This is a genomic window from Promicromonospora sp. NPDC023987 (assembly GCF_040639055.1).
In the GTDB taxonomy this organism is placed as follows: Bacteria; Actinomycetota; Actinomycetes; order Actinomycetales; family Cellulomonadaceae; genus Promicromonospora.
Genome location: NZ_JBEZZF010000013.1, coordinates 18,115 through 40,359, shown reverse-complemented (window position 1 = coordinate 40,359; position 22,245 = coordinate 18,115). Strand labels below are relative to the sequence as shown.

At 65.7% G+C, this 22,245-nt stretch carries 21 protein-coding genes; 11 read left to right on the top strand and 10 right to left on the bottom strand.

The features are described 5' to 3' along the window. Positions 1-3 precede the first annotated feature (3 nt). The 3 genes from AB0F40_RS08730 to AB0F40_RS08720 all read left to right on the top strand — a co-directional run bounded on the left by AB0F40_RS08730 (position 4) and on the right by AB0F40_RS08720 (position 2,771). Entirely contained in the window at positions 4-855 is an 852-nt protein-coding gene (locus tag AB0F40_RS08730; protein WP_357465734.1) for a hypothetical protein, read from the top strand. Positions 856-866: 11 nt separating this feature from the next. Next, positions 867-1,619 carry a hypothetical protein gene (locus AB0F40_RS08725; RefSeq protein WP_357465733.1) on the top strand — a complete coding sequence of 251 codons (753 nt, stop codon included), beginning with the start codon at positions 867-869 and terminating at the stop codon, positions 1,617-1,619. A gap of 300 nt (positions 1,620-1,919) precedes the next feature. After that, on the top strand, positions 1,920-2,771 hold the full coding sequence (locus AB0F40_RS08720; RefSeq protein WP_357465732.1) for a pentapeptide repeat-containing protein: 852 nt from the start codon (positions 1,920-1,922) through the stop codon (positions 2,769-2,771). 117 nt (positions 2,772-2,888) lie between these two features. Here the strand turns inward: AB0F40_RS08720 and AB0F40_RS08715 are convergent, their stop codons facing one another. Further along, a complete protein-coding gene (locus AB0F40_RS08715; RefSeq protein WP_357465731.1) occupies positions 2,889-3,071 on the bottom strand; it encodes a hypothetical protein in 183 nt (60 codons plus the stop codon). Between AB0F40_RS08715 and AB0F40_RS08710 the strand changes: the two genes are divergently transcribed. After that, positions 3,070-3,225, top strand: coding sequence for a hypothetical protein (locus AB0F40_RS08710; RefSeq protein ID WP_357465730.1), 156 nt, complete (start codon positions 3,070-3,072; stop codon positions 3,223-3,225). The genes AB0F40_RS08715 and AB0F40_RS08710 overlap by 2 nt on opposite strands. Further along, complete coding sequence (locus AB0F40_RS08705; RefSeq protein WP_357465729.1) at positions 3,222-3,719, top strand: hypothetical protein; 498 nt, start codon at positions 3,222-3,224, stop codon at positions 3,717-3,719. The genes AB0F40_RS08710 and AB0F40_RS08705 overlap by 4 nt, the downstream gene beginning before the upstream one ends. 141 nt (positions 3,720-3,860) lie before the next feature. Here the strand turns inward: AB0F40_RS08705 and AB0F40_RS08700 are convergent, their stop codons facing one another. Further along, a complete protein-coding gene (locus AB0F40_RS08700; RefSeq protein ID WP_357465728.1) occupies positions 3,861-4,826 on the bottom strand; it encodes a hypothetical protein in 966 nt (321 codons plus the stop codon). Between the two features lie 204 nt (positions 4,827-5,030). Between AB0F40_RS08700 and AB0F40_RS08695 the strand changes: the two genes are divergently transcribed. Both AB0F40_RS08695 and AB0F40_RS08690 read left to right on the top strand, forming a co-directional pair. Then, entirely contained in the window at positions 5,031-5,234 is a 204-nt protein-coding gene (locus AB0F40_RS08695) for a hypothetical protein (protein ID WP_357465727.1), read from the top strand. A 103-nt stretch (positions 5,235-5,337) separates the two neighbouring features. Further along, entirely contained in the window at positions 5,338-8,154 is a 2,817-nt protein-coding gene (locus tag AB0F40_RS08690) for a putative dsRNA-binding protein (RefSeq protein WP_357465726.1), read from the top strand. A gap of 385 nt (positions 8,155-8,539) precedes the next feature. Here AB0F40_RS08690 and AB0F40_RS08685 read toward each other — a convergent pair whose 3' ends face one another. The 6 genes from AB0F40_RS08685 to AB0F40_RS08660 all read right to left on the bottom strand — a co-directional run bounded on the left by AB0F40_RS08685 (position 8,540) and on the right by AB0F40_RS08660 (position 15,884). Next, positions 8,540-9,583 (bottom strand): SHOCT domain-containing protein, encoded by a 1,044-nt coding sequence (locus AB0F40_RS08685; RefSeq protein WP_357465725.1) that lies wholly within the window; start codon positions 9,581-9,583, stop codon positions 8,540-8,542. A gap of 167 nt (positions 9,584-9,750) precedes the next feature. Next, positions 9,751-10,788 (bottom strand): EcsC family protein, encoded by a 1,038-nt coding sequence (locus AB0F40_RS08680; protein WP_357465724.1) that lies wholly within the window; start codon positions 10,786-10,788, stop codon positions 9,751-9,753. A gap of 489 nt (positions 10,789-11,277) precedes the next feature. Next, positions 11,278-11,673, bottom strand: a complete 396-nt coding sequence (locus AB0F40_RS08675; protein WP_357465723.1) for a hypothetical protein — start codon at positions 11,671-11,673, stop codon at positions 11,278-11,280. Continuing rightward, positions 11,670-13,703 carry a hypothetical protein gene (locus AB0F40_RS08670; protein ID WP_357465722.1) on the bottom strand — a complete coding sequence of 678 codons (2,034 nt, stop codon included), beginning with the start codon at positions 13,701-13,703 and terminating at the stop codon, positions 11,670-11,672. Before AB0F40_RS08670 ends, AB0F40_RS08675 begins: the two co-directional genes overlap by 4 nt. 514 nt (positions 13,704-14,217) lie before the next feature. Beyond that, positions 14,218-14,709, bottom strand: coding sequence for a hypothetical protein (locus AB0F40_RS08665; RefSeq protein WP_357465721.1), 492 nt, complete (start codon positions 14,707-14,709; stop codon positions 14,218-14,220). A gap of 386 nt (positions 14,710-15,095) precedes the next feature. Continuing rightward, positions 15,096-15,884 (bottom strand): transposase family protein, encoded by a 789-nt coding sequence (locus AB0F40_RS08660; protein ID WP_357465720.1) that lies wholly within the window; start codon positions 15,882-15,884, stop codon positions 15,096-15,098. Positions 15,885-16,754: 870 nt separating this feature from the next. On the opposite strand from AB0F40_RS08660, the gene AB0F40_RS08655 reads away from it, so the two are divergent. The 4 genes from AB0F40_RS08655 to AB0F40_RS08640 all read left to right on the top strand — a co-directional run bounded on the left by AB0F40_RS08655 (position 16,755) and on the right by AB0F40_RS08640 (position 20,241). Next, positions 16,755-17,387: a hypothetical protein gene (locus AB0F40_RS08655; protein ID WP_357465719.1), complete on the top strand. Its 633-nt coding sequence runs from the start codon at positions 16,755-16,757 to the stop codon at positions 17,385-17,387. Continuing rightward, a complete protein-coding gene (locus AB0F40_RS08650; protein WP_357465718.1) occupies positions 17,380-18,501 on the top strand; it encodes an XRE family transcriptional regulator in 1,122 nt (373 codons plus the stop codon). The genes AB0F40_RS08655 and AB0F40_RS08650 overlap by 8 nt, the downstream gene beginning before the upstream one ends. A gap of 82 nt (positions 18,502-18,583) precedes the next feature. Further along, on the top strand, positions 18,584-19,477 hold the full coding sequence (locus AB0F40_RS08645; RefSeq protein WP_357465717.1) for a hypothetical protein: 894 nt from the start codon (positions 18,584-18,586) through the stop codon (positions 19,475-19,477). Between the two features lie 236 nt (positions 19,478-19,713). Further along, a complete protein-coding gene (locus AB0F40_RS08640) occupies positions 19,714-20,241 on the top strand; it encodes an NUDIX hydrolase (RefSeq protein WP_357465716.1) in 528 nt (175 codons plus the stop codon). A 25-nt stretch (positions 20,242-20,266) separates the two neighbouring features. Here AB0F40_RS08640 and AB0F40_RS08635 read toward each other — a convergent pair whose 3' ends face one another. Continuing rightward, a complete protein-coding gene (locus AB0F40_RS08635) occupies positions 20,267-21,403 on the bottom strand; it encodes an acyl-CoA dehydrogenase family protein (RefSeq protein WP_357465715.1) in 1,137 nt (378 codons plus the stop codon). Then, positions 21,400-22,161: a DapH/DapD/GlmU-related protein gene (locus AB0F40_RS08630; protein ID WP_357465714.1), complete on the bottom strand. Its 762-nt coding sequence runs from the start codon at positions 22,159-22,161 to the stop codon at positions 21,400-21,402. Before AB0F40_RS08630 ends, AB0F40_RS08635 begins: the two co-directional genes overlap by 4 nt. Positions 22,162-22,245: the final 84 nt, after the last annotated feature.

Below are 22,245 nucleotides of genomic sequence, written 5' to 3'. Positions count from 1 at the left end.
CATGTGACTGCCTTCGCGTCGGCCACCGTCCTCATCCTCGCTGTGACGGGTTGTGCCGCCGGCGCGGCGCCGGTTGAGGGTTCATCCCCCAAAGCCTCGTCATCGTCCGTCGAAGCGCCCACCATGTCGGATGCTGAGCGCGTCGCTGCGGCGGAGCGGCTCGTCCTTGATGAGCTGCCTGATGCGCCGATCTGGGAAGGTCTGACGGTCGAGGGCGTGGTCATCGATGCCACTGATGTGTGCGTTGACCGGACCTACGGCGAGGGCGGAGGTCTCGACGGGCAGGGTGGCAACGCTGGGTATGTCGTGGTGAGCTTCCCTGGCGAGACTCTCGGAGAGCCGTCCGACGGCACATGTTCGGATCTCCTGGGTGGGGGCGTCACTGCTGAGACCTCCACTGGGTTCCCGACGTTCCACGTGACATGCGAGGACGAGCAAGGCGATGGCTCTGGAGGCGTCGACATCAAGGAGGTGACCCTCTCGAACGACGGCTCGCTCGTCTTTGCCTCGGTCGCATTTACCGACCGGATCCAGGCTACGGATGTCGATGCGCTGAGTTTTCTGGTCACTGCCAACTCGGCTGTTGGTGGGCCCAGCTATCAGTTCGGGACGAAGTTCGATGCGGGCATCGAGACGGCCAACTTCGTGTTCGACCTCTCATCGGCCACGCAGGAGAACGTGACGAATGGTGCCGTCTTCGCTGACGGACAGCTCGCAGTGCGGTACCCGGTCGAGCTCCTTGAGCCCATCGGGCCGGCGTTCGAGTGGTACGCCGTAGTCACGCTCGATGGCCAGGAGGTGGACTTCTGCGGAGGGCCAGGAAGTGACGGGATCGTCGCAGAACCTCAGGAGTAGGAGGAAATGCCATGTCTGCAGCCCCTGCGGATGATCTCGCGGTCTGGCACGGCGGACTCCGGTGGGCGGAGGCCGTTCGGATGCAAGCAGCGCGGCTCGAGGACTCCTTCTACGAGTACGCCTTCGCGATGCGGGACGCGCGTGTCCGTAGCGAGATGGCTCACCCGGGTCGGGAGTTAGCCCGTGCCCAGCTTGACCGCGGCTCGCTTCAGCCGGTGCGGGTCCCGACGGTCGCACTTCAGATGGAGTTCACGACCGAGGCCGACTTCTTGGTCGTCGCTGTGCGTAACGTGCTGCGCGCGCAGAACCGGCTACCTGACGACCTCCGGACGGCGATGGCCGGCGAGGAAGTGCTGGAGCTGTTGCGGAACCTCGCGGAGCACTGGGACGAGGTGGGCGGTCGATCCGCTGAGAGGCTGGCAGTCGACCATCCCGAGGTCGTCGTCGGAGCGGTCATCTACACGAACAAGGAGATCTGGATCGGCAACGTTCCACTCTCACGGATCCGGGCCTGGGTTGCGCGAGTGGACGCCGCATTTGCCGAAGCGATGACCCGTCAGGGTAAACCGCCGTTGGATCACGACGCGTCCGTTGTTGACGGCGATGACGAGATCGCCTGGCCGTCCGATCGGCGACGCTACACCGTCTGGGCGGCGCCGAGGTTGTCGTTTGACGAATGGCCGACCGATCCCGCGCCGCCAGAGCTCGTTGAACTGCTAGCGCGCCGGTTTGCGAACCTTCGGGCCCGCGACGTGGCGGACTGACGTCGGGCGGGGGCGCCGAACAAGTCGACGAACTAGGAGGTAGTGATGGCCGAGGTCCGCGGGAAGTTGGTCTTCGTGAGGTCCCTGGTTGCTGTCCGCGCCGATCGGCTCATAGCGGCCGCACCGTCGCCTTCATTCGTCGCCGCAGCCTAATTCGTGACCCTGTCGCCTAACATGTCCTGTCCCGGAGGTTTGACCGTGTCTCGGAAGAAAGCATCTCGACCTGCTAGATCTGCTGCGGCTCCGTCTCGCGACGAAGTTGATAAAAGGACGTTTCGGCGGACACTTGTAGTCGATCTCGTGTTGGGTGCGTTCTTTAGTGGCGTCGTCGGCACAATTCTAGTGGTCTGGCAAGAAAATGCGGAGAACGCGCGAGTTGAGCGCGCCGAACAGGTCGAGTCCGCACGCCAGGAGCGTGAAGAGATGCTTGGCGACCTTACCTATCTGCGTGAATCTCTCCGGGACGGTACAACGCGGGAGTTCTACAACCTAAACCTTCGCGGAGCGAACCTTTCCGGTCTCGACCTGGGCTGCGACGTAGGCGCAGTGGCGGCAAGTGATCCCCGTGCGTCCGCCGCGGGAATCGCAAGAGAGCGCAACGACCGTTGCTTGATATTCCACTCAACGGACTTCACCGGCGCAGACCTTGACCATGCCGATCTGACTGGGGTAATGCTCCTTAATCCGACCTTTGTGCCCGCAAGCGCCGTGGGAGTGGAGATGCCGGGCTCCATAGTGATCGGTTCTATTCTGGCAACATTCGTTGAGGCAGATCTGCGGGGGGCTATGCTTCGAGACGACGACCCGAATCCTGACGGCTCTACCGATATCCACATCATCGACAGTGTCATGGTGGGTGCCAGCATTGACGCGTTCGGGTTTAGTGAGGGCTGGGAGATGAGGGCGATCCGTCCGGACCAGGTAGTCGTGCAGGGAACGCAAGCTGCGGATACCCCGTGGGCGGACCAGTCGGTGACGTGTCCGCGTCCGGATCTGCAAGACGCAGGGTCGTGCGATTCGGGCGGTTATGTGGACGATAGTTCGCAACATTTCCCACTGGAAGAACAACGCAAGTTCTACATGCTACGAGGAGTTACCGCGGATACGCTCGATAGTCGAGGAACGGTGCAACTCCTTGAGCATAGGCAGTAGGCGCACGACGCAAGCCAGCGTAAGGAACATCTGGTCGGGCGACAGGACTGCGATGCAACCGGGACTCCCTGGGCTTCCGGCGCACCATGGCATCGCTCCTGGACGCCGAGCTCGCCACTATAAGTAGTGCGCGGCCTCGGCCGGCTGGCGGTTGGCTGCGCCCAGCAGGAACTTCGCGACCTTCGCTACGCCTAGCTTGCTGCTGAGGTCCAGATCGCTCTTGGCCTCCAGGTAGGTGCGAAGCGAGACATCACGCTCCCGATGGGGCATCTGGCAGGTGGCCTGCAGCGTTCGGTGCATGAGCGAACCTGACGCGCTGATGGCGCAACGTGCGCGCGACTGTGCAGTGATCCAGGACTTAGCTGGCCTCGAACGCCTCACGCGCAAGCCGGCCAGCATCTTCCTCGACGCGGCTGCGTCATTTCAGGACGATCGCACTTGGTGGCTCTCATGAAGAAGCCCGCCATACCCGGCGAAGGACGCATCGCGCCGGTGGACACACGATTGCCCGACCAGCTGGAACGGATGGTGCGGTTCGACAGCCTCGGCCAGAAGGCAACCAACCAACACGATCCTGCCTTGTTCCGGCTCGGACCGGCAGCCACCTTCACGAAGTTTGCTTACCCCGTTGAGTTCCCCATGAAAGAGAGCGAGCTGACGCGGGGAATGTACATCCCCTCCGAGCTGCTCAAGCGCCTGCACGACACCGGCCGGCTGAAAGGCCCGAACGGTGGACCCGCAGTCACTCACGACAACCCGGGCCGGTGGCTGAGCAACGAGCAGTTCGCTGAACTCGTCAGGAAAGGCTGGGTCGGCAGCAGCGGCATCGCGGTCAAGGATGTCAAGGCGTTCATCGGCCACAGTGTTCGCGAAGGCCGGATGCCCGTGGTCGCTGCACACCAGATCGATCGAGGTCTGCAGCCCGTCAGCCTCCGCCGCCGGCGCTGATTGGAGCTGCGTCCAGCAGGCCACGAAGCGGACCCGCGGGAACGAATGGGCCGAAGGCCGCCGCTACCTCGGCCTCGAAGTCCGGACCCGCTTAGGCGACTCCGGTTAGGCAGTGGCGCCCGGTTCGGCCGGGTTGCAGTGCTACGGCTGCTCGCGGCCTTCGAGCGGGTCTACCTCAAGCTCGCCGGGAGGGAACGGGATCATCCAGGGCAGGTACGGGCCAAGGCCGAACAGCGTCCAGCCCTTTTCGTTGCGCCAGACCAGGGTAAGGACTTGGGCGCGCTGGGGGCCCGCGCCTCCCGGCAACTCATCGAGCAGCCGGACGTAGGCGATCCGAGGCGTCGGGTACCAGACGTGAGAGGCCACATTCGCGGTGCGGAGCATGTTCCGCACCGCAACGACGTCATTGGCATTGGTCTCGGCCCAACCGCTGGCTTCATTCGCAAGCCGCTGGTGGAACTGCTCGTCGTCCACGTCTTCGTCGGAAGCGACGTGCGCGAGGGCGAGCACGAGCCCGAACGGGTTGTACGGGTTGTCGATGGGTCCCGCCTGCGCGACCGCGAGGTCATCTCTAGCCTCGGTGACGACTGCCATCCGGGGCTTCTTGACCACCTGTAGGCTCCCGTCGAAACCCCGCTCCCACCGCTTGCCCTCGTGGTCCCGGAAGCCGACCTCCGCGACCAGCCCGTGGAAGGAGTCGTGCGCGAAATCGCCGAAGCCCAGCATTCCCATTGTTACGTCGTACACGAACTCGCGCTTCGGAGGGAGAACCGGGATGATCCGCGGCGCGGACAGGGGCCCGAGCCGAATCGTCCCACTCTCCGTCACAATGCCGCAGATTGCCTCCACCTTGAAGACCGGCTCGTCGGACTCGTTCGCGACGTGGAGTGACACCGTCCGCCGGTAGTAGCCCCCGCTGGAGCTCGGTATATACGCATGCTTGACCCACGCGGAGACCAGCGACGCGACCTTTCGCCGTGCCAGCCTTCGCCGCTTGATCGAGAGGACGGTGGCGAGTACCGCCTGAGCGAGCGCCACGCCCAGGGCCACGACCACCGCTGCGACCGTGCCGACGGCCGTCCAGAACTCATAGTCGGTCGGGGGCAAAGTGCTCTCCTGCGCGTTGGCCGGGCGTCGTTCCCCGAGGATAGATTGACTGCCCGATCGGCGACGATCCGACTCTCCCGCCGTAGGTCCGTGTGTGGGTATGCGGACGCGGTGGTGGAGCGTGTGTGCGTCGGCTGACTGCGACGTCGGCGAACTCCTCTGACGTTACAACCAGACTTGCTGGCACCTCTCAGATTGAGCCGCGTGGCGGCGCGGCGACCTAAGCGTGTCGTCACGCGTACGGTCCTGCTGATCGTCCTCGTCGACGGCGAGCAGCTCTCAAGCGTGCTGAACACGTGGTTGCGCACGCGTGAGCCGCCGCTGCAACAGCGGCACTTCGTCTTGCGCTCGGCGCATCTCGAGCCGTGCGTCGCGTTGTCGAGCACTGTAAGCGCCTCCATCGGGTGAAGTGTCGCGAGAGCGACCCAAGCGTGAACTGACCGTGCAAAACTGCTGTGCAGAGGCGGACCGAGGCGTTGCCGCACAACATCAGTGCGATCGCGGAGTAGGGATGACTGCATATAGCTTCGGCAATCGCTGGATGGGCATCGTCGCGCTCAAAGAGCCTCCGCCTGTCGTCCCGTTGCACGTGATGGCGAACCGCATGAGGGAGCGGCAGCGGTCCCAGCGGATCAGGATCGGGCGGGAGACTCTCCCCTTGAAGACGGTGCGGCGGTTGCTGAAGTCTGTCAGGTACGGATACGTCCTTCGCGAGCAATGGACGCTGGTTCGCGCGAGCGACGTGATCGCAGAAGGCCTCGCTGCTGGCTTGGCGGTCACCATCCCGGCATGGCTGCAACGAGATCTTCTCCGGCCAAGGACGGAGCGGACACCAGCTCGAGTCGTGCCGCGGGAAGCCGCAACACCACGACGGTCACAGCTCGTCGAGACCGAGTGGAACCACGCCTTGCCGCCGGCGCCGGCGTTTGACGACCGTCAACTGACAGAGTCTGAGTTGCGCGAGCTCCTGGGGCTTGCCGGGGTGGAATTTATTTCTGAGATCGGGCGAGACTGGCTCAATTGGTCCGTGAGCCACGCTACGTACGTGCACGAGTCGGGCAAGGGCGCGTCGTTCAGCCAGCTCACACTCAAGCTCTTGGCGGCCGTGGGGCAGCAGTGGGTCTATGTCTCGGTCGTGGACAAGGCTCGAGTTGCCATCGGCGACTACGACTCCGCCGCACAGGTTGCGCAGAATCGCGCTACCTACCACGCCCTCGTGCGTGAGGCGCTCGGCCGTGCTGTTCGAGAGCTTGGGATCGCGCGTCTTGGAAAGGGGCTTCGAGCAGGTGGTGCTCCAGCTGGCGCCTTCGAGGACATCGGTTTTCAGGTGATCGGCACCTTGTGCCTTGCCAGTGGATCGCACGCGCCAGCAATGGCCGCCACAGAAGCCCTGTGGCCCGAGGACGATGCGGACACGACCGACTGGATCGTGCAGGTGCAGAAACACCTCCGCACTGACCCGATGTACGACGTCGAACAATCGGGGCCGGAACATGCCCGCACCTTCTGCGTGACGCTCAGCTCACCGGATGGCCGATCAGCAAGTGCCGAGGCGTCGTCGAAGAAGGCCGCGCGCATGGCAGCCGCCAGAGGGTTTGCGAAGAAGTACTTCCCCACGGCGTTACGCGACAATCGGGAGCCTCCAGAAGCCCGGCCGGTTAGAGCGTTTGATCGTCCTTCACAGCATGTGAGAGCAGTGGCGAGGCTTCGGGGCCTCTTCGAGGCTCCTCAGAGCTCAGATGCTCAGACGTCGCAGGCTTTGGTCCATTCTTCGTGGACCCACGAGAACTCTCGTCTGACCGCGACCTATCAACAGAATGACTACCGAATCCTCGCGGCCGAGGGCGCCGAACTTGTCCGCGCCTTGGCGTTACACCAACACGCACTGACGACCTTCGAGAGGAGCACTACACCTACCGAGGATCAGGCGCGGCCGCCAAGCGTGGACGAGGAAGCGCTGACGGGCCTTTTCGATGAACTTCGACTTGCAGATGGCGTACTGCTCGGAAAGGGCGAGCGGCTGCGCCCATCGATCGCATCCGACGTCGTGCAAGCGCTGATCGCCGCCGTGTGGCGGTCAAGCCCAGACAGGTTGGTAGCTCGGCAGCCTGAAGTACTCCGCCACTGGCTTCACCGCTTCCGGTCGACGCTCGACAGCAAGACGATCGTGGAACGGCATCTTGCGTCAGCTGCGGTGCCGTTTGACATCGAGCACGACGTACGTGGTCCTGAGCATGACAGCGAGTACCGCGCTGAATACCGCATCGGCCTCCACGCCACGCCGTGGGTCGGCACCTGGGAGTCGAGTAAGACCAGGGCGGGGCTGGCGGCCGCCGCCGACTTGATTGACCTCATGATGGCGCATGCCGAGGGGGCGAGGACCGACCTCGATCACAACGAGGAAGCTGTGCTGCGTGCCATCCTTATAGGACAGATCCAGCACTGCGCCTCGCGGGACCGTCCGTTCGAGCGCGACATGGCGTCGGGGATGCTTGGCATTGATGCGTTGGCTTCAGGCTCACTGCAGGAGTACAACGCCTGGGCGCAATTGAATGGGAATCTTCTGATCGACAGTCTCGACTCGGAGCTTCAAGCGGGGCTTGCGAAGTATTACACCGAGTTTCTTCGTTCACGGCGACGGGCGGCCGTGGTGACTTTTGTTCGTGAGGCGCTTGAGCGCGCCTTTCCCGACGGGGCAGTTGGAACGGACACGAGTGGCATCGCCGGGTTCGGGACACTCTGCGAGATTCTTGGTGAGAGCGCCATGGAACTGGCGCCCCTTGACGAGGCAGTATTCACCTGGTTGAAGGGGACCAGCGTTCGGTATTCGCTTGATGCCTCCGAAGCGCCGATGAGCAGACGAGTGTTGGCGCCAGGGGTATCTGCCGGACTCTTCGCGGTCCTTGACCTCGTCTCTCAAGTCGGTACGTATGACGCGCCACTGGAACTGACGTGGTCGGCGGAGTCTGAGCGGAGCGATGGGTTGACAATTCGGGTACGTGGGATAGATCTTGCCAGTTCGGTGGGCGCCGCCCTCAACGCCGTGGCTGTGCTCGTTCCGGGCTTCATGTTCGATAGCGATGGCGATTCGTTGAGATTGATCTGTCCGGTTGTGCCCGCGGAACCTTGCCTGCTCGCCCGGGTTGGTCTCCGTGCACTTGAACAGACCCTGGCCGATCCCTGGGTGGCGAGTGCGACGAGGTGGATCGAGTCAGCCACTGAGGGGGCTCAGCTTCTGAGCGAGAGCACCGATTTGACGCCCGACGATCGAATCGAGTTGCTGCGCGAGATCGCTCGGCCGCCGGCATCTGATGAGACGCACTCATAGTTGGCGGGATCGCAGGCCACACTCTGCGTTCGTCATAGCGGGTGTAGCGCCGCAAGCGGTCGATGAGTTCGCGTCGTCCTCTGGAGCTAGGGCGGGAGACGCGGTGCGGCTACGCGCCGGCGCCCGAGCTGTTGCGGACGGGTATTCGGAGGCGAGTTCCGAGAGCATGTGCTGCGCGAGGGCTCAATGAGGTGCATGCTCGAATGGCCCGGACGCGACCGTGAGCTCTGATCAGGTGGAGCGGCCGGTTGTCGGAGAACCCGAAGTTGTAAAGGCCCCGGGCGACGGCGGCGTGCTCCACCCGGAAGGCGTGTGACGGGTGCCGGAGGCTATCTGACTTCGGACATTCGAATCGCGTTATCAGTAGTGCTCTGTGCAGACCGTGTTAACCCAGCAGGTGTGCCTTGGCAGCTGTGAATTCTTCGTCGGTGAGCGCGCCGGCGCTGTGTAGTTGTGCGAGTCTCGTCAGCTGCTCCGTGAGTCCCGCCGAGGCGGGTGCTGCAGCTTGGGGTGCCACGACTTGGACGTTGACTTGCTTGGCGCGTCCGATCCGGCTTCGTAGGTCGTTGATCTCAGTGAGATAGCTGTTGAATTCGACTTTGCTGAGGGGCAGCGTGTTGCTCAGTGTCCATGGGTCGTTGCTGTCGGCGTTCCGTGACTGGTTGCTCCCTCGCCAGTAGTCCTTGTTCGCGGTTCCTTGGTAGCTCGGGGTGAGGACTTCCAGGACGCCGGTGACGAAGCCGGAGTTGTACTCGATGCCGGTGATGTCGACGTAGTGGAACGTCACGGACCGTTCACCGCCCAGGGCGCCGGCCATGAAGCCGGTCACCCCGCCGGTTTTGATGATGGCCAGGCGGTCCTCGAGAGCCACGAGGGTTCCAGCGCTTCCCGAGGTCAGGATGAGCCATGGGTGCTCGTCCTGGTGGCACTGGCGAAGGATGGCCTCGCTCGCTTTCCGTGAGGGCTGGCCCCGCACGATCGTGTGGGGCCAGTCGATGTTCCGCGCGGCCTCCATGCGCCCTGCCGCGGCGACCAGTGCCGCGTCTGCCGCGTTCTGTGCGGCTAGAAGCTCGGGCGGGGCGGGGGTGTTCTGGCCGTGCCGGGCGTAGTGCTCGATGGCTCCCACGTCGGGTGTGGGGATCTGCTTGAAGGTCATCGAGTGACCGTTGTCCCGGACGACGTCGAGGGTGCCCTTGTTCTCGTTGAAGGTCATTGACTGCATATCGGAGTAGCGGGCCTCGTACTTGATCTCGCGCTCGAGGAGTCCCACGACACGGAGCGGGGTGACGGCGATCTCGTTCATCAGGGGCGTCAGGTTGTTGCAACCCCCGAGGTACCAGACTTCCTCGCCGGGAAGTAACGCCGCCTTGGCGACTGTCAGTCTCCGGGCGGCCTTGTCGGGCTTCCACCTGACGGAGAAGTACGTCATCGAGATCCTCCGTGACGGGAACGTCGTGCCTGCGATTGGGCTATCAACGGTACGACGGGGGGCGTCAGAAGAACCGGGGTGCGCACGGGTGAATTAGGTGCTCCGCGCTGTATCGCCACCTTGTCAGCCCAAGGCACGGTCGGTACGCGTGGTGGGTGGCGTTGCTGTCATGTGGTGGACTCGTTCGTTGGGCGTTCGTCCTCGTCCAGGACGTCCTCGACGATCTCGACGATGCTGATCTCCTCCGCGGCGTCCACCGGGCCTGGTGGCTCCGGTACGGAGTAGAGGATCATCTCGCCCGCGCCCAACTGTGGGTACTTCTCCACCAGGAAGCGGCGGCGATAGGCACGGTTGGCTTCGTCGACGATCGTCTCGATGGTGACCCAGTTCATCGTGGCGCTGATGCCGACGCCGACGAACGGGACCACCTTGCCCAGCGTGGACTTGGTGAACTTCATGCCGAACTGCTTGGCGAACTCGGTCAAAGCGCGCGAGATGATGGACGTGTCCAGCTGCGCCCACGGCGCGCCCCGGTACAGCAGCTGAGTCAGCTTCGACAGGTCCTTGAGCGCCGCGCCACGGGTGGTGGCCGTGGTGGCCGTCCCGACGTTGATCACTGCCCGGACGATCAGCTTCTCCGCGGGGTCGTCAGGGTCGTACCCGTAGGACAGGGCGACGTGCCCCACAGCGCGCGATGCGATCCCGAGGACCGCAGCGGCGTCAGCGGCCATCGCGCTGACGACGGTCAGCGTCCCCGGCGCGACCCCGGCGCCACTGCTCGCCACAATGGTGCCACCGGTCAGGACCAGAGCTGTTCCGGTTCCCGTCGCCGCCGCGGCACTGGCGTAGCCGAGATCGAGGTTCCGCCCACGGATCGTGTCCACAACCTCAAGGTCGAGGGCACGTACGTCGTCGAGCGCGCTCACATCGTGCCCTGCCTCGTGGTACTTCCTCGTCATGCGCTCGGGTGACAGGCCGATGTGCGACACGCGAGTGAGCAACACCTGCGCACCGTCTACCGCCCCCGTGGTCCACCGTTCGAACGCCTCGGGCATCGCCTCACCCACCTGCTTAGCGGTGGCAGCCGCGGAGTCACGGACCTTCTGCAGACGTGGGCTGTTCTCGACCGCCTGCCCGACCTTGCCGCCGACCCATCCGACCGCGCGGGAGGTCGCGTTGCCGGCGGCACGTGACGCTCGTGTCAACGGACGCGCGTGGGCGGTCTCCAGGGCATCCCAAGCGCGACACTCGTACTTCGACGGTTCAGGCACAAGCCAGACAGTACGGCCGCGGCGTACGCCGTGACCCGGTTCGCTGCACAGATCACCCGCTCGCGAACATCCTCAGGCAACTCGCCAGGCGAAGGAACCTGGAAGCGCGGGTTCTCGAAGCCGAGACGGACCAGGAGACCGGGCACCAGGTCCTCGACGGCCTCCGGCACGGGGTTGCCCCGGCCAACCACGTGAGTATCACGACGGTGGACGCGGCAATTCCCTCTGGTTGCCCCGACCGCTCTTGATCTGGGCGCCGGTGCTGGGCGGCGCCGGGCATGGCTCCGCGGACGCTGGACTGGTCCATCGCCAGGTTCCGACGACTGCACGGCTTGGCGTGCGTCCGAACATGTGCGCTCTGCTGCCGCGGCGACCTTGACGCAGGGCCTTGCCTGAGGGCAAGACCCTGCGTCTGTCGATGTGTCAGCGCACGGCGGGCATCTTGCGGGAGCAGCGGTTGCTGGCGGGCACCATCCACACGTAGGCCGATCGCTCCAGGGCGTCCAGCTCGGGCACGGTGGAGCCGGTGGCGGCAACGCTGACGACGTAAGCCCAGTCGCGGGCGTTCCCTGAGCGCACATGCTCCGCTATGCGCTTGGCGAGCGCCCGACGAGTCTGTCCTACGTAGCACGGCACGCCGAGGGCGGTGATCGCGCAGTAGATTCGGGGGCCGCTGAAGTTGGGGCCCCCGCCGGCCGCGAGGTCAGCGACGGAGTAGGCGGTCATGGCTGCCGGGTCGGTCAGCCCACGCGAGGCGAGCCAGGCCTGCCAGTCCCTTGCCGCGGCTATGAGCGACGGTGACGGTTCTGCGGTGCTCACGCCGAGGCCCCGGTCGGGCGGAACGCGTACATGCTGGTCTGGGCGTGGACGAGGTGGTCGAAGGTCTCCTGCCACGGTCCCATACCAGTGATGTCCTGACCGACCATCTGCGCCCGGCTACGCAGCTCGCCGATAGACGTGACGAGCGTGTTGAGCGCTTCAGCGTCGTCAGCGAGTTCCTTGAGCCGCATCTCCATCTCGTCGCGAGCCCGCGTGACAGGGTCGATGTCGTCGTCCGGCTCGTCGTCGGGGGAGGTCTTGAGGCCCTCGAGCGCCAGATCTACCAGGTCCGCCGCCTGGACTCCGCCGACAGCGGCGTTGCGGACGTGCCCGTTGGCGTCCAAGGAGGCGAAGCCCTTGGCGTCCATGTCGACGGCCGGTAGCGGATCGCTGGACGGCTCGTAGCCCGCGTGGAACCAGTCCGCCGCCAGCGCCAGCTGGGTCAGACCCTTCCGCGTGGCGAGCAGGCCCTTGAACAACTCGATGAACGTGATGCGCCGGACACGCCTCTTCGAACCGCCAGAACCGCCGAGGAGGGTGGTGCTGACGCGGCCGTTCGCGACCAGGGCGATCGCGCCCACGAGGCGCAGTTCGGCCTTGGCGCTAGCGTCGCCCTTGAGAGCGAGAGGGACGAGATCCATGTACGAGTCGGGCGAGCGCAGGACCAGGCGGGTGTGAGGCAGACCTGGGTCGAGCACGCCCTTGTACGTCCACGCCGAGCCGAGGGGCTTGATCCCGGCCCACGGCCGTGAGAGCGCAGCCGCGAGGATCTCGACGGCGTGGTGCAGCTGCACGGCGCCGTAGGTGCCCTGCCGTCGGATCTGGGCTTTGAGCTCGGTGTACTTGTCGTGGAGCAGCAGCTTGCAGATCCGGGCGGCCCGGTCGAGCGGGTCCTGGTCCTCGTCGACGTCGAGCACGAGCGTGAGTTCGTCGTCGGACAGGACGCCCTGGCGATGCATCGCGTGGAGGATGTCGAGCGTCTGCTTGAAGAACTGGTCGTCGTCGTCCCACTTCTCCTGGCCGGTATGGATGTCGGCGACCATGCGGTCGATCGCACCGATCATCTCGCCGTTGACATCCGTGGGGAGGTACAGACGAGTCGGCACGACGAGGATCTGGTTCAGGTGGATCGCGCGCTGCCCAAGGCTAGGCGGCTCCTGGCCACGTGCGGGGAGTTCGTCCGCCTCGTACTCGCGCAACCACGCAGTGCGCACGGCGTGCTGAGCCGTCTGGAACGCGTCAGCGTGAGTCGTCGGCGACACCCGAACCGTCGGAAGCAGGCGGTCGATGATCCGCTCGGAGACCTGCTTCGCGGTCAGCCGCTCGCCGTCGGCGATGCCGAGGCCCAGCATCATGCAGGCGGTCCACCGGGTGATGCCGTCCCGGATCAGGACGACGAACTGGTCGGGCGTCCCGTCGTCGAAGGTCAGGATCGCGAGGTGCGTCGCCAGTTCCTGTCGAACACCGGTCGCGAGGATTTCGGCGGGGCGCTTGCGCACCCGTAAGTCATGCACGGTCCTTGCAATATCACCGGAAGTGGTTGCCCGGTAGGTGGCCACATCGGCGAAGCGGTAGCAGGGAATCCCCTCGCGGATCGTTGGCGCGGGCCAGAGAGGGTCACTGGCCCGGGTGGCCGACATGCCGCGCGGCTGCGGACCGGGCAGAAGCATCGGTGTGGACGCCTCGTAGTGCGCCGCAAGGAGCTCGCCCTCCGGGGTTGCGACCCGGAACGCCCCGGCGATCTGCGCATCCGCAGCAGTTGGGTCGTCCGTGGTTCGCGAGATGACTCGCCCGGCCTCAGGGGGTGCGGTGAACGCGACGCCGGACGTGGCCTTGTCGAGCGATCGGCTGATGAGTTGCCCGGGCCGAGCGCGGACCTTGTGGATCGTCGGGCGCGGCCGGAGCCGTGCCGTGATCTGCAGGTCGCCGAGCTCGGCGATGAGCTCGCCAGGGGCGAGGGCCGGACGGCCCGTTTCGCTGATGTTCTCGTCGGCTGCGCCGGCAATCGTGAACTTGGGGTTGGGTGTCATGGCAGTTATGTGCCCTTCGGGGTCGCGGAGGGCTCTGCATGACAGAGGCCCTCCCGATGGGAAGGGCCGTAGTGGACCCGTCTGGTGACGGGAAGCTCCTGTGTTGCACCATCTGGGTGCGACGCGTCTACGGCTTCGAGCGCGCTCTTCGATGTTCCCCACCCCTCGCCCAGGATCCCTCACTCGTAGTTGAAGGATCGAGGACACCAGAGCCTGTTCAGCTCGCGCGGCGCCAGGCCGCGACCGGAGGTCCGTACAATCGGCGGCACAACAATATCATGTAGGTGTCCGCTTGGTCCGACCGGCGCAGTACCGGTGTTGTGGACGCACGTGAGGGCAACCTTCCACCGGAACGGCTTCGTCACGTCTGGCACGGGGAGAGGGCCAGATCTGGTTATCTGATCCGGGCTTGCGGCTCGGCGAGCCGCGTCTCCAACTCCGCGATGACCTCTCCCTATGCCTCCTCCAAGCCGTGGTCGGCCGTGCCGAGCTCGCGCGGCCGCTCCACGGCTGTTCAGTCGTTTTCTGTCGGTTCGCGATCGGGCTCAGCAGGAGGCGCAGCCTGGTCGGTTTCCCAACGCTTGTAGAAGTCTTGGGCGCCTTGCTTCGTGATCCGCAGGGCCCGGCCGATCTGTTCCCAGGTGGCGCCGTCCTGACGCGCGGCTCGCATGGCCTGCCAGCGGCCGTCGATCAGATCCTGGACGACGGCGGCGTTGGCCCCGAGCGCGTAGAGCGCAGGCACCATGGGCATCTCGTCGAGCCGGCGACGTAGGGCGGCGTCAGCGTCCGGATCCGGACACCTCGGTCGTTCGAGGGCCCGGGCGTGCATCGCGCGCACTTCGTAGGTCTCCCACACCTCGAGGTACTGGCTGGTGAAGGGACCGGCGGCACGTAGATATTCCGGCTCGCCGGGAATCTCTCGTGGGTCGACCATGCGAGTGAGTTCTTCGAGCCGGAGTATGTCGAACTGGAGGGGGTCGGGTGCCGTCACGTCGTCGTCCGCCATGCGTCAAGTTCACTTGACGCATGGCGGTTCGTCAAGCCAGCTTGACGAACCGCAGGCAAGCAGTGGAGACAGGGTTTGTCCGCTGCGTGGTCGCTTCGACTCCCGCCTCCCGAAAATCAGGCAGTGTTCGGGCCAGGGTTGGGAATGCCGTCCTTTGGGGGAGCGGGCTCAATGGCTGAGCTGCAATGCTTCGCCGACCTAGTGCGCGAAGCGGCGGCGGGCTGTGCGGATCCGCGCCGAGCGCGGTCTTCTCCTCGAGTCGCTGACACGGCGCGGCCATTCAGGACGAGATGGCCACCAATGATAGGCCTTTAAGCATCTTTGCATGGGTTTACCAATAGCGGAATAGAGGAGAGTGAATCCCGCGATCCGTCTCAGAGCGCTATTCATCCGGTGAGTCTGTAGAACTCCAGGTTGGTGATCATGTGGATGATGCTTGGTAGTTCGGTCAGGCGGCCTCGGTAGCCGGTGGCGAGGATCTTCCATTGCTTGAGCAGGGCGATGGTGCGCTCGACGGGGGCGCGCATGCTGGCGATACGGCGGTTCCACTGCCTGTCGTCCTCGGTCCGTGGGGCTTTGTTCTTCTTCGGACGCGGGGCCAGGCGGGTGTGTTTGACGTAGGCGGTGTCGGCGATCACCGCGGTGACCCGGCGGGTTCGGGCAGCGGTGATCTGGTCGGCCCAGCCCACCTCTTCCAGGGCACGTGAGTCGTGCCGCGACCCGCGCACCGGGAGTGACACGTCAGCCAGGACGCCGTCGCGGAACGCGGCGACCTGGATGTTCAGGGCCTGTTTGCGGTGCTTGGCGTTGACGTTCCTCGTGCCGGTCCCGGCCCGGCTACCGGTCGGGATCGGGGTGCCGTCGATCAGGACCGTTCCGCGATTGAGCGCGTCGCTCAGTCTGGTGCGGTCCATGGTGGTGACCAGGCCGATGATCGGCAGCAGGTAGCGCCAGATCCGCGAGACCGTGGCCTGCGAGACGCCGAACAGATCGCCTGCCAGCTGCTGGGGCAGGTTGTGACGCGCGCAGATCAGCACCAGCGTGACCGCGTGCCCGAACGGCATGGCGAAGTCGTAGCGCTGACCGGGTGGGCGGCCGGCGTGGACCTGCCAGGCCCGGGCGATCAGCTCGCTCGTCTGGGCAGGGCTCAGCCCGGTTGTACTGTGATACCGCATCGGTCCTTCGATCGGCTCGGAACCTGGCGTAGACAACCTGGATCCAACCGGACGCAAGGACCGTTGCGCTACCTGCCCTTCCTTGCCCCTGACCAGCGACGCCGCAGGTCAGAACGTGGCTGGCTCATGGGCGCGACCGAGGTGCTGAATAGCGCTCTCAGGCTGCAAACCTTCTCCTCCTACCGCACCTTCCACCTGTGCTGATGGCTGCCTGACGGCCTGATTCAGGTCGGGTCGTGCGGCGCCTGGTGGGGACGGTCGGCTCCGCCTGCGTGGACCGCACCTAGGGTCGTGGAGGGTTTGGCGCGAGACCGGGCTGGCTGTGGTCGAGGCGCTGTCGCCCTGTGTTTACGACTGACCCGGATGCCGTCGACGGACGTGTTCTGCGGGTCAAGTCTCAGGGCGAGAGTGAGCGCCGTCCGCAGGGTGTCCGAGAGCTCGGGGCGACTGTCGACGAACTTCTTGATGCTCGTCTCCAACGCATCGGGCTTGCCGGCCGGCTCGCGCGAGCGGTCAGAGGTGCCGATCCGATGTTCGGGTGTCTTGTGCATGATTTCACCGGGCTGGTGCTCGTTCTGTTTCACCCTACGCCCGTCAGTGTCGCCGAACCCAGTGCCGGTGGTCGCTCGGGTATGCAGGCGTACCGGGGGGCCGGGTTTCTTGCTCGGCACCGCGGCGTTCCTGCGCCCGGTACCTAGGAGATGTTGCCGTAGTGCGCTACTGAAGCGCTTGCGCGCGAATTGCGTGTCATACTAAAGCCAGTCCCGGTCGAAATTCGCGGCTCCGGACGCGGATCCAGGAGGTTTCATCATGGTCCCAACCTCGCCCGCCGACGCTCTCGGCTCCCACGCCCGGAACGTTCGTCCCCTTGTGGTCGAGACCGTGCGTTCCCGGCACAACCGCTTCGCTGAAGCGCATCAGACGTCGGGATCGCGGTACGCGATGGGCTTCGGTAGCCAGTGGCGCGACCTTCTGGATGACGTTCACGAAGCGCTGCGTGCCCGCGGCTATAGGACGCACAAGCTGGCCCCGGGCGGCTACAAGCTCGCCGTCGTCAACGACTGCCTCATCTACGTCTGGCGCGTCCCGGGCTCCGTCGACGCAGTCTCATCGTTCGCGTCGAGTCCTACGCGGAAGAACGGCTTCGCATCGCTGCCGCCTCATCCGACGCTTTTCGAGCCGGGCTTCACAGGCGAGCCAGCGGCCGAGGACTCACACGAGGAGATCGAGCTCGAGCGCGTGGTGCGCGAGGTTGGGGACACGATGCCTCTGGTGCTCGTGATGGTCCAGTCATCTCCGCGCCAGCTGCAGTCGATCGAGTGGGCCGTCGCCGAGCTCGATCAGAAGACCGGTGAGGTCAAGCTGCACGGGCAGGAGAGCATCTGGCAGCCAGAGCTCAACGCCGAGCACGCAGCCACCGACGTCGAGTCGTTCGACAGCGGCACTCCGAACGGTCCCACCATCGAGCCTCAGGAGCAGGAGGGGGCGCAGCCGGATGCGTGATGACAATCCGGGCTTGTTCGGTCTGTCCGGCTCCGGGCAGGCACATGGCGTCTTCGAGCCTGCCCGGCTAACCCAGGCCCGTGTCCGCGTCGGTGTCAGCAAGACCAACCTGGCTGCCAAAGTGGGCGTATCGGCTGCTGCGATCGGGCAGTACGAGGCCGGTGTCAACTCTCCCCGCCCCGACGTCCTGGACCGCTTGGCGAAAACGCTGAACGTCCGTCCGGGCTTCTTCGGTGTTGGACGGCCGCTCGCGCGTATCGACACCGTGAACGCCCATTTCCGAAGCCTGCGGTCGGCGCGTGTTAGCGATCGCCAGAAAGCGTTGGCGACCGCCACTTTGGTGTGGGAGCTGACCTTCGCGCTTGAGCGGCACGTCAAACTCCCCGAGGCGGATCTCCCGGCGGTGGAGCCCGGGACCGCGCCCTCGAACGCCGCTGCACTCTTGCGTAGGCACTGGGACCTGCCCGACGGACCGGTCAAGCACCTGGTCGCCACGGCGGAGTCTCGCGGCATCGTTGTCGCGGTGCGGCCCATCGGGGAGATCGACGCCGTAGACGCCTTCTCGGTCGTAATCGTGGATCGCCCCATCATCGTCACCACGCCGCGCCGCAGTGAGAACGTCTTCCGGCACAGGTTCTCGATCGCGCACGAGATCGGTCACCTGCTGATGCACGCTGATTCGGGCGAGCACAGTGCGGCGGTCGAGAAGGAAGCTGACGAGTTCGCCGCCGCGTTCCTCACCCCTGCGGCGTCGATGGACGCTGCTCTTCCGCAGCGGATCGACCTGGCTGCCTTGGACAGGCTCGGCAGGACGTGGGGTGTCTCGCCGCACTCGCTTGTCCGTCGGATGGTCGAGCGCGGCCGCACGACCGAGTCGTCGGCGCGGCGGGCCTACCAGCGCTTGGCCATGGTCGACGACCCAGCTGCTGACCCCACGAGCGCCTACCAGGGAGAAGTGCCGACGCTGCTGAAGAAGGCCTCCGATCTGGCCGCGGACTACGGCGCAGGGGTGCCTGCTCTGGCCGAGGCCCTCAAGATCGGTTCACGACAGGTTCGGGACCTGCTCGGGGAGGTCGATCAGCGTCCGGTACTGCGCCTTGTCCGTGACGAGTGAAGACCCTGCTCCGGCAGGATGACGGTCAAGAGACCGGCTACGTCAGCGTCTTTCTACCTACGGTAACGAGAGAGTTTGATCAATGGCTTATCCCACCCTCACGCTGCACCTTCTCATCTCGGCACCTGGGGACGTGCCTGTCCAAGACCTGGCCGTCATCCGGAAGACGATCAGCCAGTGGAACCTCACTTTCGGCCGCATCGTGGGGCTTACCGTCCTGCCGGTGTCGTGGACCGAGCACGCCGTCGCGGAGTTTGGCGAACGTCCGCAGGCCATCCTCAACGAGCAGATCGTGGACGAGGCTGATCTTGCTGTGGCGCTCTTTTACGACCGTCTGGGGACGCCGACCGGAGAGGCCGAGTCAGGGACGGACGAGGAGATCAAGGTCCTCGTCGAGGCGGGTAAGCCGGTGGCCGTCCTGGTGAACGCGGGACCGCGTGCGCCTCTCAACGGCCCGGCGCTGAAGGAGCGGCAACGTTTAACGGACTACCTGGATGATCTGCGCAAGAAGGCTCTCGTTTTCGACTACGCGCAAGCCGGTGACCTCGTGGGTCATCTGAACAACTTTCTCAGCCGCGCTACCGGTCGGTTTCAACAGGACGTCGAGGGGTCGAAGGCAGAAGCGCCACAGGGTCCGGATCCGTCCGAGGGGGTCTGGCCGCGCGCCGAGGTGCGTGAGTCGGTGAGGACCGACAACAAGGGACGCATGAAGACTGAACGGAAGTGGTCGCTGGTCCTGCACAACACGTCCCATGGTCCTGCTTCGGACGTCGACTTTGCCTTCGAGGATCTGCCGGACAACGTGCTCTTTCGAGTGTTCCGCGAGGACGGCCCACTTGGCACGATCCCGCCCAACCAAGAGGCTCGGTTCCCACTTTTGTTGGCGATGGGTTCGCCTGACGCCGTCGATTGTGTGGTGACGTGGACCGACACGACAGGTACCGCCCGGACGACGCGGGCGACCGTCCGCACCTGATTGGCAAGGTACACAGTGCTTGCGGTTCGGTGGGCAGGCCAGTGCTGCCACTCTGGCGAGGTGGCCGAGGACGTCGACGTCGGCGGGCTTGACCAGGACCTCAGGTAAGAGCCATCCACGACTGCGCCAGATGGACCTGCTTCGGTCGAAAGTGCATGGTGGAGGCGGCGTGGTGATGTGTTGCGGACCTCCAGCTCTGCCTGCGCGCCGTTGGCGGGAGGGCTAAGTTCGGTTGTGTGACGATCGCTCTCGAAGAGACCTCGGGCAAGGACATCGGCTCGGCGGAGTACACGCGCTCGATCCCGCGGAAGCGTTCTGCGGCGACGGTGGTGTTCACTGACGACGCGGGGCGGGTGCTGCTGTGCGAGCCGACGTACAAGCAGGTCTGGGAGGCCCCGGGTGGCGCGGTTGAGGCTGATGAGTCTCCCCGCGACGGTGCCGTGCGGGAAGTACGTGAGGAGCTGGGTTTGGTGGTCGAGCCGGGTCGCCTGGTGGCGGTGGACTACGTGCCGCCGATCGAGGGTCGCACGGAGGGCCTGATCTTCGTTTACGACGGCGGACGCATGACCGACGAGCAGGCGGCGGCGATCCGACTGGCCGACGAGGAGCTGCGATCCTGGGCGTGGTGCACGGTCGATCAGGTGCACGAGCGGATGCGCCCCCTGGTGGCCCGTCGTATCGAGGCCGCGCTCCGCGCGATCGCTGATGGCGATGCGGTGGAGCTGGAGAACGGATACCCGGTCGGCGTGAAGCCGACCGAGTAGCCGCCCTGGCCAGTCGGCCTGCAGCTCAGGCGGCCTGCAGCCGTGCCCACCTGGTCGCCGTGCGAAGGAGCTCGGATCCGCCGGAACGGTAGAGGGAGTCGTGGATCCCGTCGGCGAATTGCAATGCTGCCAGGTCCGCACGCGCCTTGGCGATCGGGTGGTCGTGCTGGAATCCGACGGCGCCGATCAGCGGTGCGAGCGCGGCGGCCGTGTGGCAGGCGGTATCCACGCCGTGGGCCTTGCCGAGTCGTGCAGTCAGGTCGTGGCTGTCGGGACCGGCGGCGTGCAGGGCGAGCAGGATGGCTGCGTTGATCTGCGCCCAGGTGGACCCGAGGGTGATCAGCGCGTTGTCCCGGATCCGCGGCACGATGCCCCGGGCGGTGCGGTCCGCGAGGAGCCTGCGGACCTGATCATGCACGCTCGCGGCAGTACCCAGGGCGCACAGCGTGACCAACGGCCGGAACCCGGTGAAATGGTCGCGGAAGATTCGCAGCCCCTCGCCCACACCCCCGAGCAGACAGACAGCAGGGTCGAGGTCGACACCGTCGAACGTCAGCATCCCCCACGACCAACCACCCAGCCCGGAAGGCGCCCGAGGCTCCCGAGCCAGCCCTGGCGTTGCGGCGTCGATCACGACGGCCGAGATCGTGCCGGCCGGGTCGCGCAGGAAAGTCACGAACGCGTCTGACTCGGTCAGGCGGGAGACCCAGCACTTGCTGCCGTGAACCTGCCACCGCCCACCGGGCATGCGTCGCGCGGTGGTGGTGATCTCCTGGATGCGCGAGCCGCCGTGTGCTTCGGTCGCTGCGATCCCGACCAGCGCGCCGCCCGCGAGCTGTTGTTCCCAGTGGCCGGCGAGCGGGTCGGCTGCGTGGTCGAGGATCATCTGCCCGTGCCCGGTCCCGGTGGCCTCGCGCAGGTCCAGGTCCCGGTAGCCGGCCAGGAACTGAGCCCCGGCCTGCCACAGCCCGGTTCCGTGGTGTGGCGCGAGACGGGTGCGCACCCGGCGTAGCCACCGTGACCGCGTGGCCGGGTCGGACGTTCCGGGGTCGTTGGCGGCGACGTCCTCCAGCGCCGCGTCCAGGCGCTGCCAGGCAGCCCAGAGGCCTGGGTCGACGTCGAGTCCAGGACGCAAGGTCTCCAGCCAGTCCAGCGCAGTCATGACCGTCCTCCGTTCTCGCGTGCAGGGTTACCGAACACCGTGGTCCCGGGTGCGACGTCGCGGGTGACGACCGAGCCGGCCCCGACCAGTGCGCCAGCGCCGATGATGACGCCTGGCAGCAGCACGACACCGGTTCCGACCTTCGCTCCGGCTTCGACTCGTGGTGGACGTAGCGGCTCCTCGTGGTCCGGGTCGCGCCAGATCAGGTGCTTGTCGTTGATGGTTCCGACCCGTGCGCCGATGAACGCGTCGTCGCCGATGTGCATCTGCGCGGTCAGGTGGGTTAGCGGGGAGCAGCGCACCCGGTCGCCGATCTGGGTGCCGCGCTCGACGGTCATCAAGTGCCCGAGCTGGGAGCCGGTCCCGATCGTGACACCGGTGCGCAGCAGCGTGCCGTGGCCAATCGTGGTCCGCACCCCGATCCGCACGCCGGCGTAGACCGTGGCACCTGAGCGGAGCACCACACCGTCGCCGAGGACCGTGTCTGCGCCGTGCCCGTCGTGGTGGGCACGCAGCGCGTACCCGGTCTCCGGCTCGCCGACCACTGCTCCGTGCCCGACCTCGACGTCCTCGCCAAGGATGGTGCCGCCGTGCACGACGGCGAAGGCCCCGATCCGAGCTCCGGTCTTGATGACGAGGGGCCGATCCTGACCGGTGCGGTCGGCCAGGATCAGCACCGCGGTTGGGTGGACGACGGCGTCCGGGGCGATCTGGACCAGGCCACGCTGGATCGCGTCGGCCCATTGCGGTGTTGCCATCACGAGAATCTCCTCTCGATCGGAACGTCCTGCAGGGCCAGGAAACGCGCAGGTGAGAGGGTGAGGGCATGGTGAGTCGAGCTC

Bases quoted from the DNA above. Each gene is read 5' to 3' on its own strand.
- AB0F40_RS08685 (WP_357465725.1), bottom strand. From the start codon at position 9,583: ATGACGTACTTCTCCGTCAGGTGGAAGCCCGACAAGGCCGCCCGGAGA.
- AB0F40_RS08650 (WP_357465718.1), top strand. From the start codon at position 17,380: ATGCGTGATGACAATCCGGGCTTGTTCGGTCTGTCCGGCTCCGGGCAG.
- AB0F40_RS08715 (WP_357465731.1), bottom strand. From the start codon at position 3,071: ATGCACCGAACGCTGCAGGCCACCTGCCAGATGCCCCATCGGGAGCGT.
- AB0F40_RS08710 (WP_357465730.1), top strand. From the start codon at position 3,070: ATGAGCGAACCTGACGCGCTGATGGCGCAACGTGCGCGCGACTGTGCA.
- AB0F40_RS08645 (WP_357465717.1), top strand. From the start codon at position 18,584: ATGGCTTATCCCACCCTCACGCTGCACCTTCTCATCTCGGCACCTGGG.
- AB0F40_RS08630 (WP_357465714.1), bottom strand. From the start codon at position 22,161: ATGGCAACACCGCAATGGGCCGACGCGATCCAGCGTGGCCTGGTCCAG.
- AB0F40_RS08670 (WP_357465722.1), bottom strand. From the start codon at position 13,703: ATGACACCCAACCCCAAGTTCACGATTGCCGGCGCAGCCGACGAGAAC.
- AB0F40_RS08635 (WP_357465715.1), bottom strand. From the start codon at position 21,403: ATGACTGCGCTGGACTGGCTGGAGACCTTGCGTCCTGGACTCGACGTC.
- AB0F40_RS08660 (WP_357465720.1), bottom strand. From the start codon at position 15,884: ATGCGGTATCACAGTACAACCGGGCTGAGCCCTGCCCAGACGAGCGAG.
- AB0F40_RS08725 (WP_357465733.1), top strand. From the start codon at position 867: ATGTCTGCAGCCCCTGCGGATGATCTCGCGGTCTGGCACGGCGGACTC.
- AB0F40_RS08690 (WP_357465726.1), top strand. From the start codon at position 5,338: ATGACTGCATATAGCTTCGGCAATCGCTGGATGGGCATCGTCGCGCTC.
- AB0F40_RS08665 (WP_357465721.1), bottom strand. From the start codon at position 14,709: ATGGCGGACGACGACGTGACGGCACCCGACCCCCTCCAGTTCGACATA.
- AB0F40_RS08705 (WP_357465729.1), top strand. From the start codon at position 3,222: ATGAAGAAGCCCGCCATACCCGGCGAAGGACGCATCGCGCCGGTGGAC.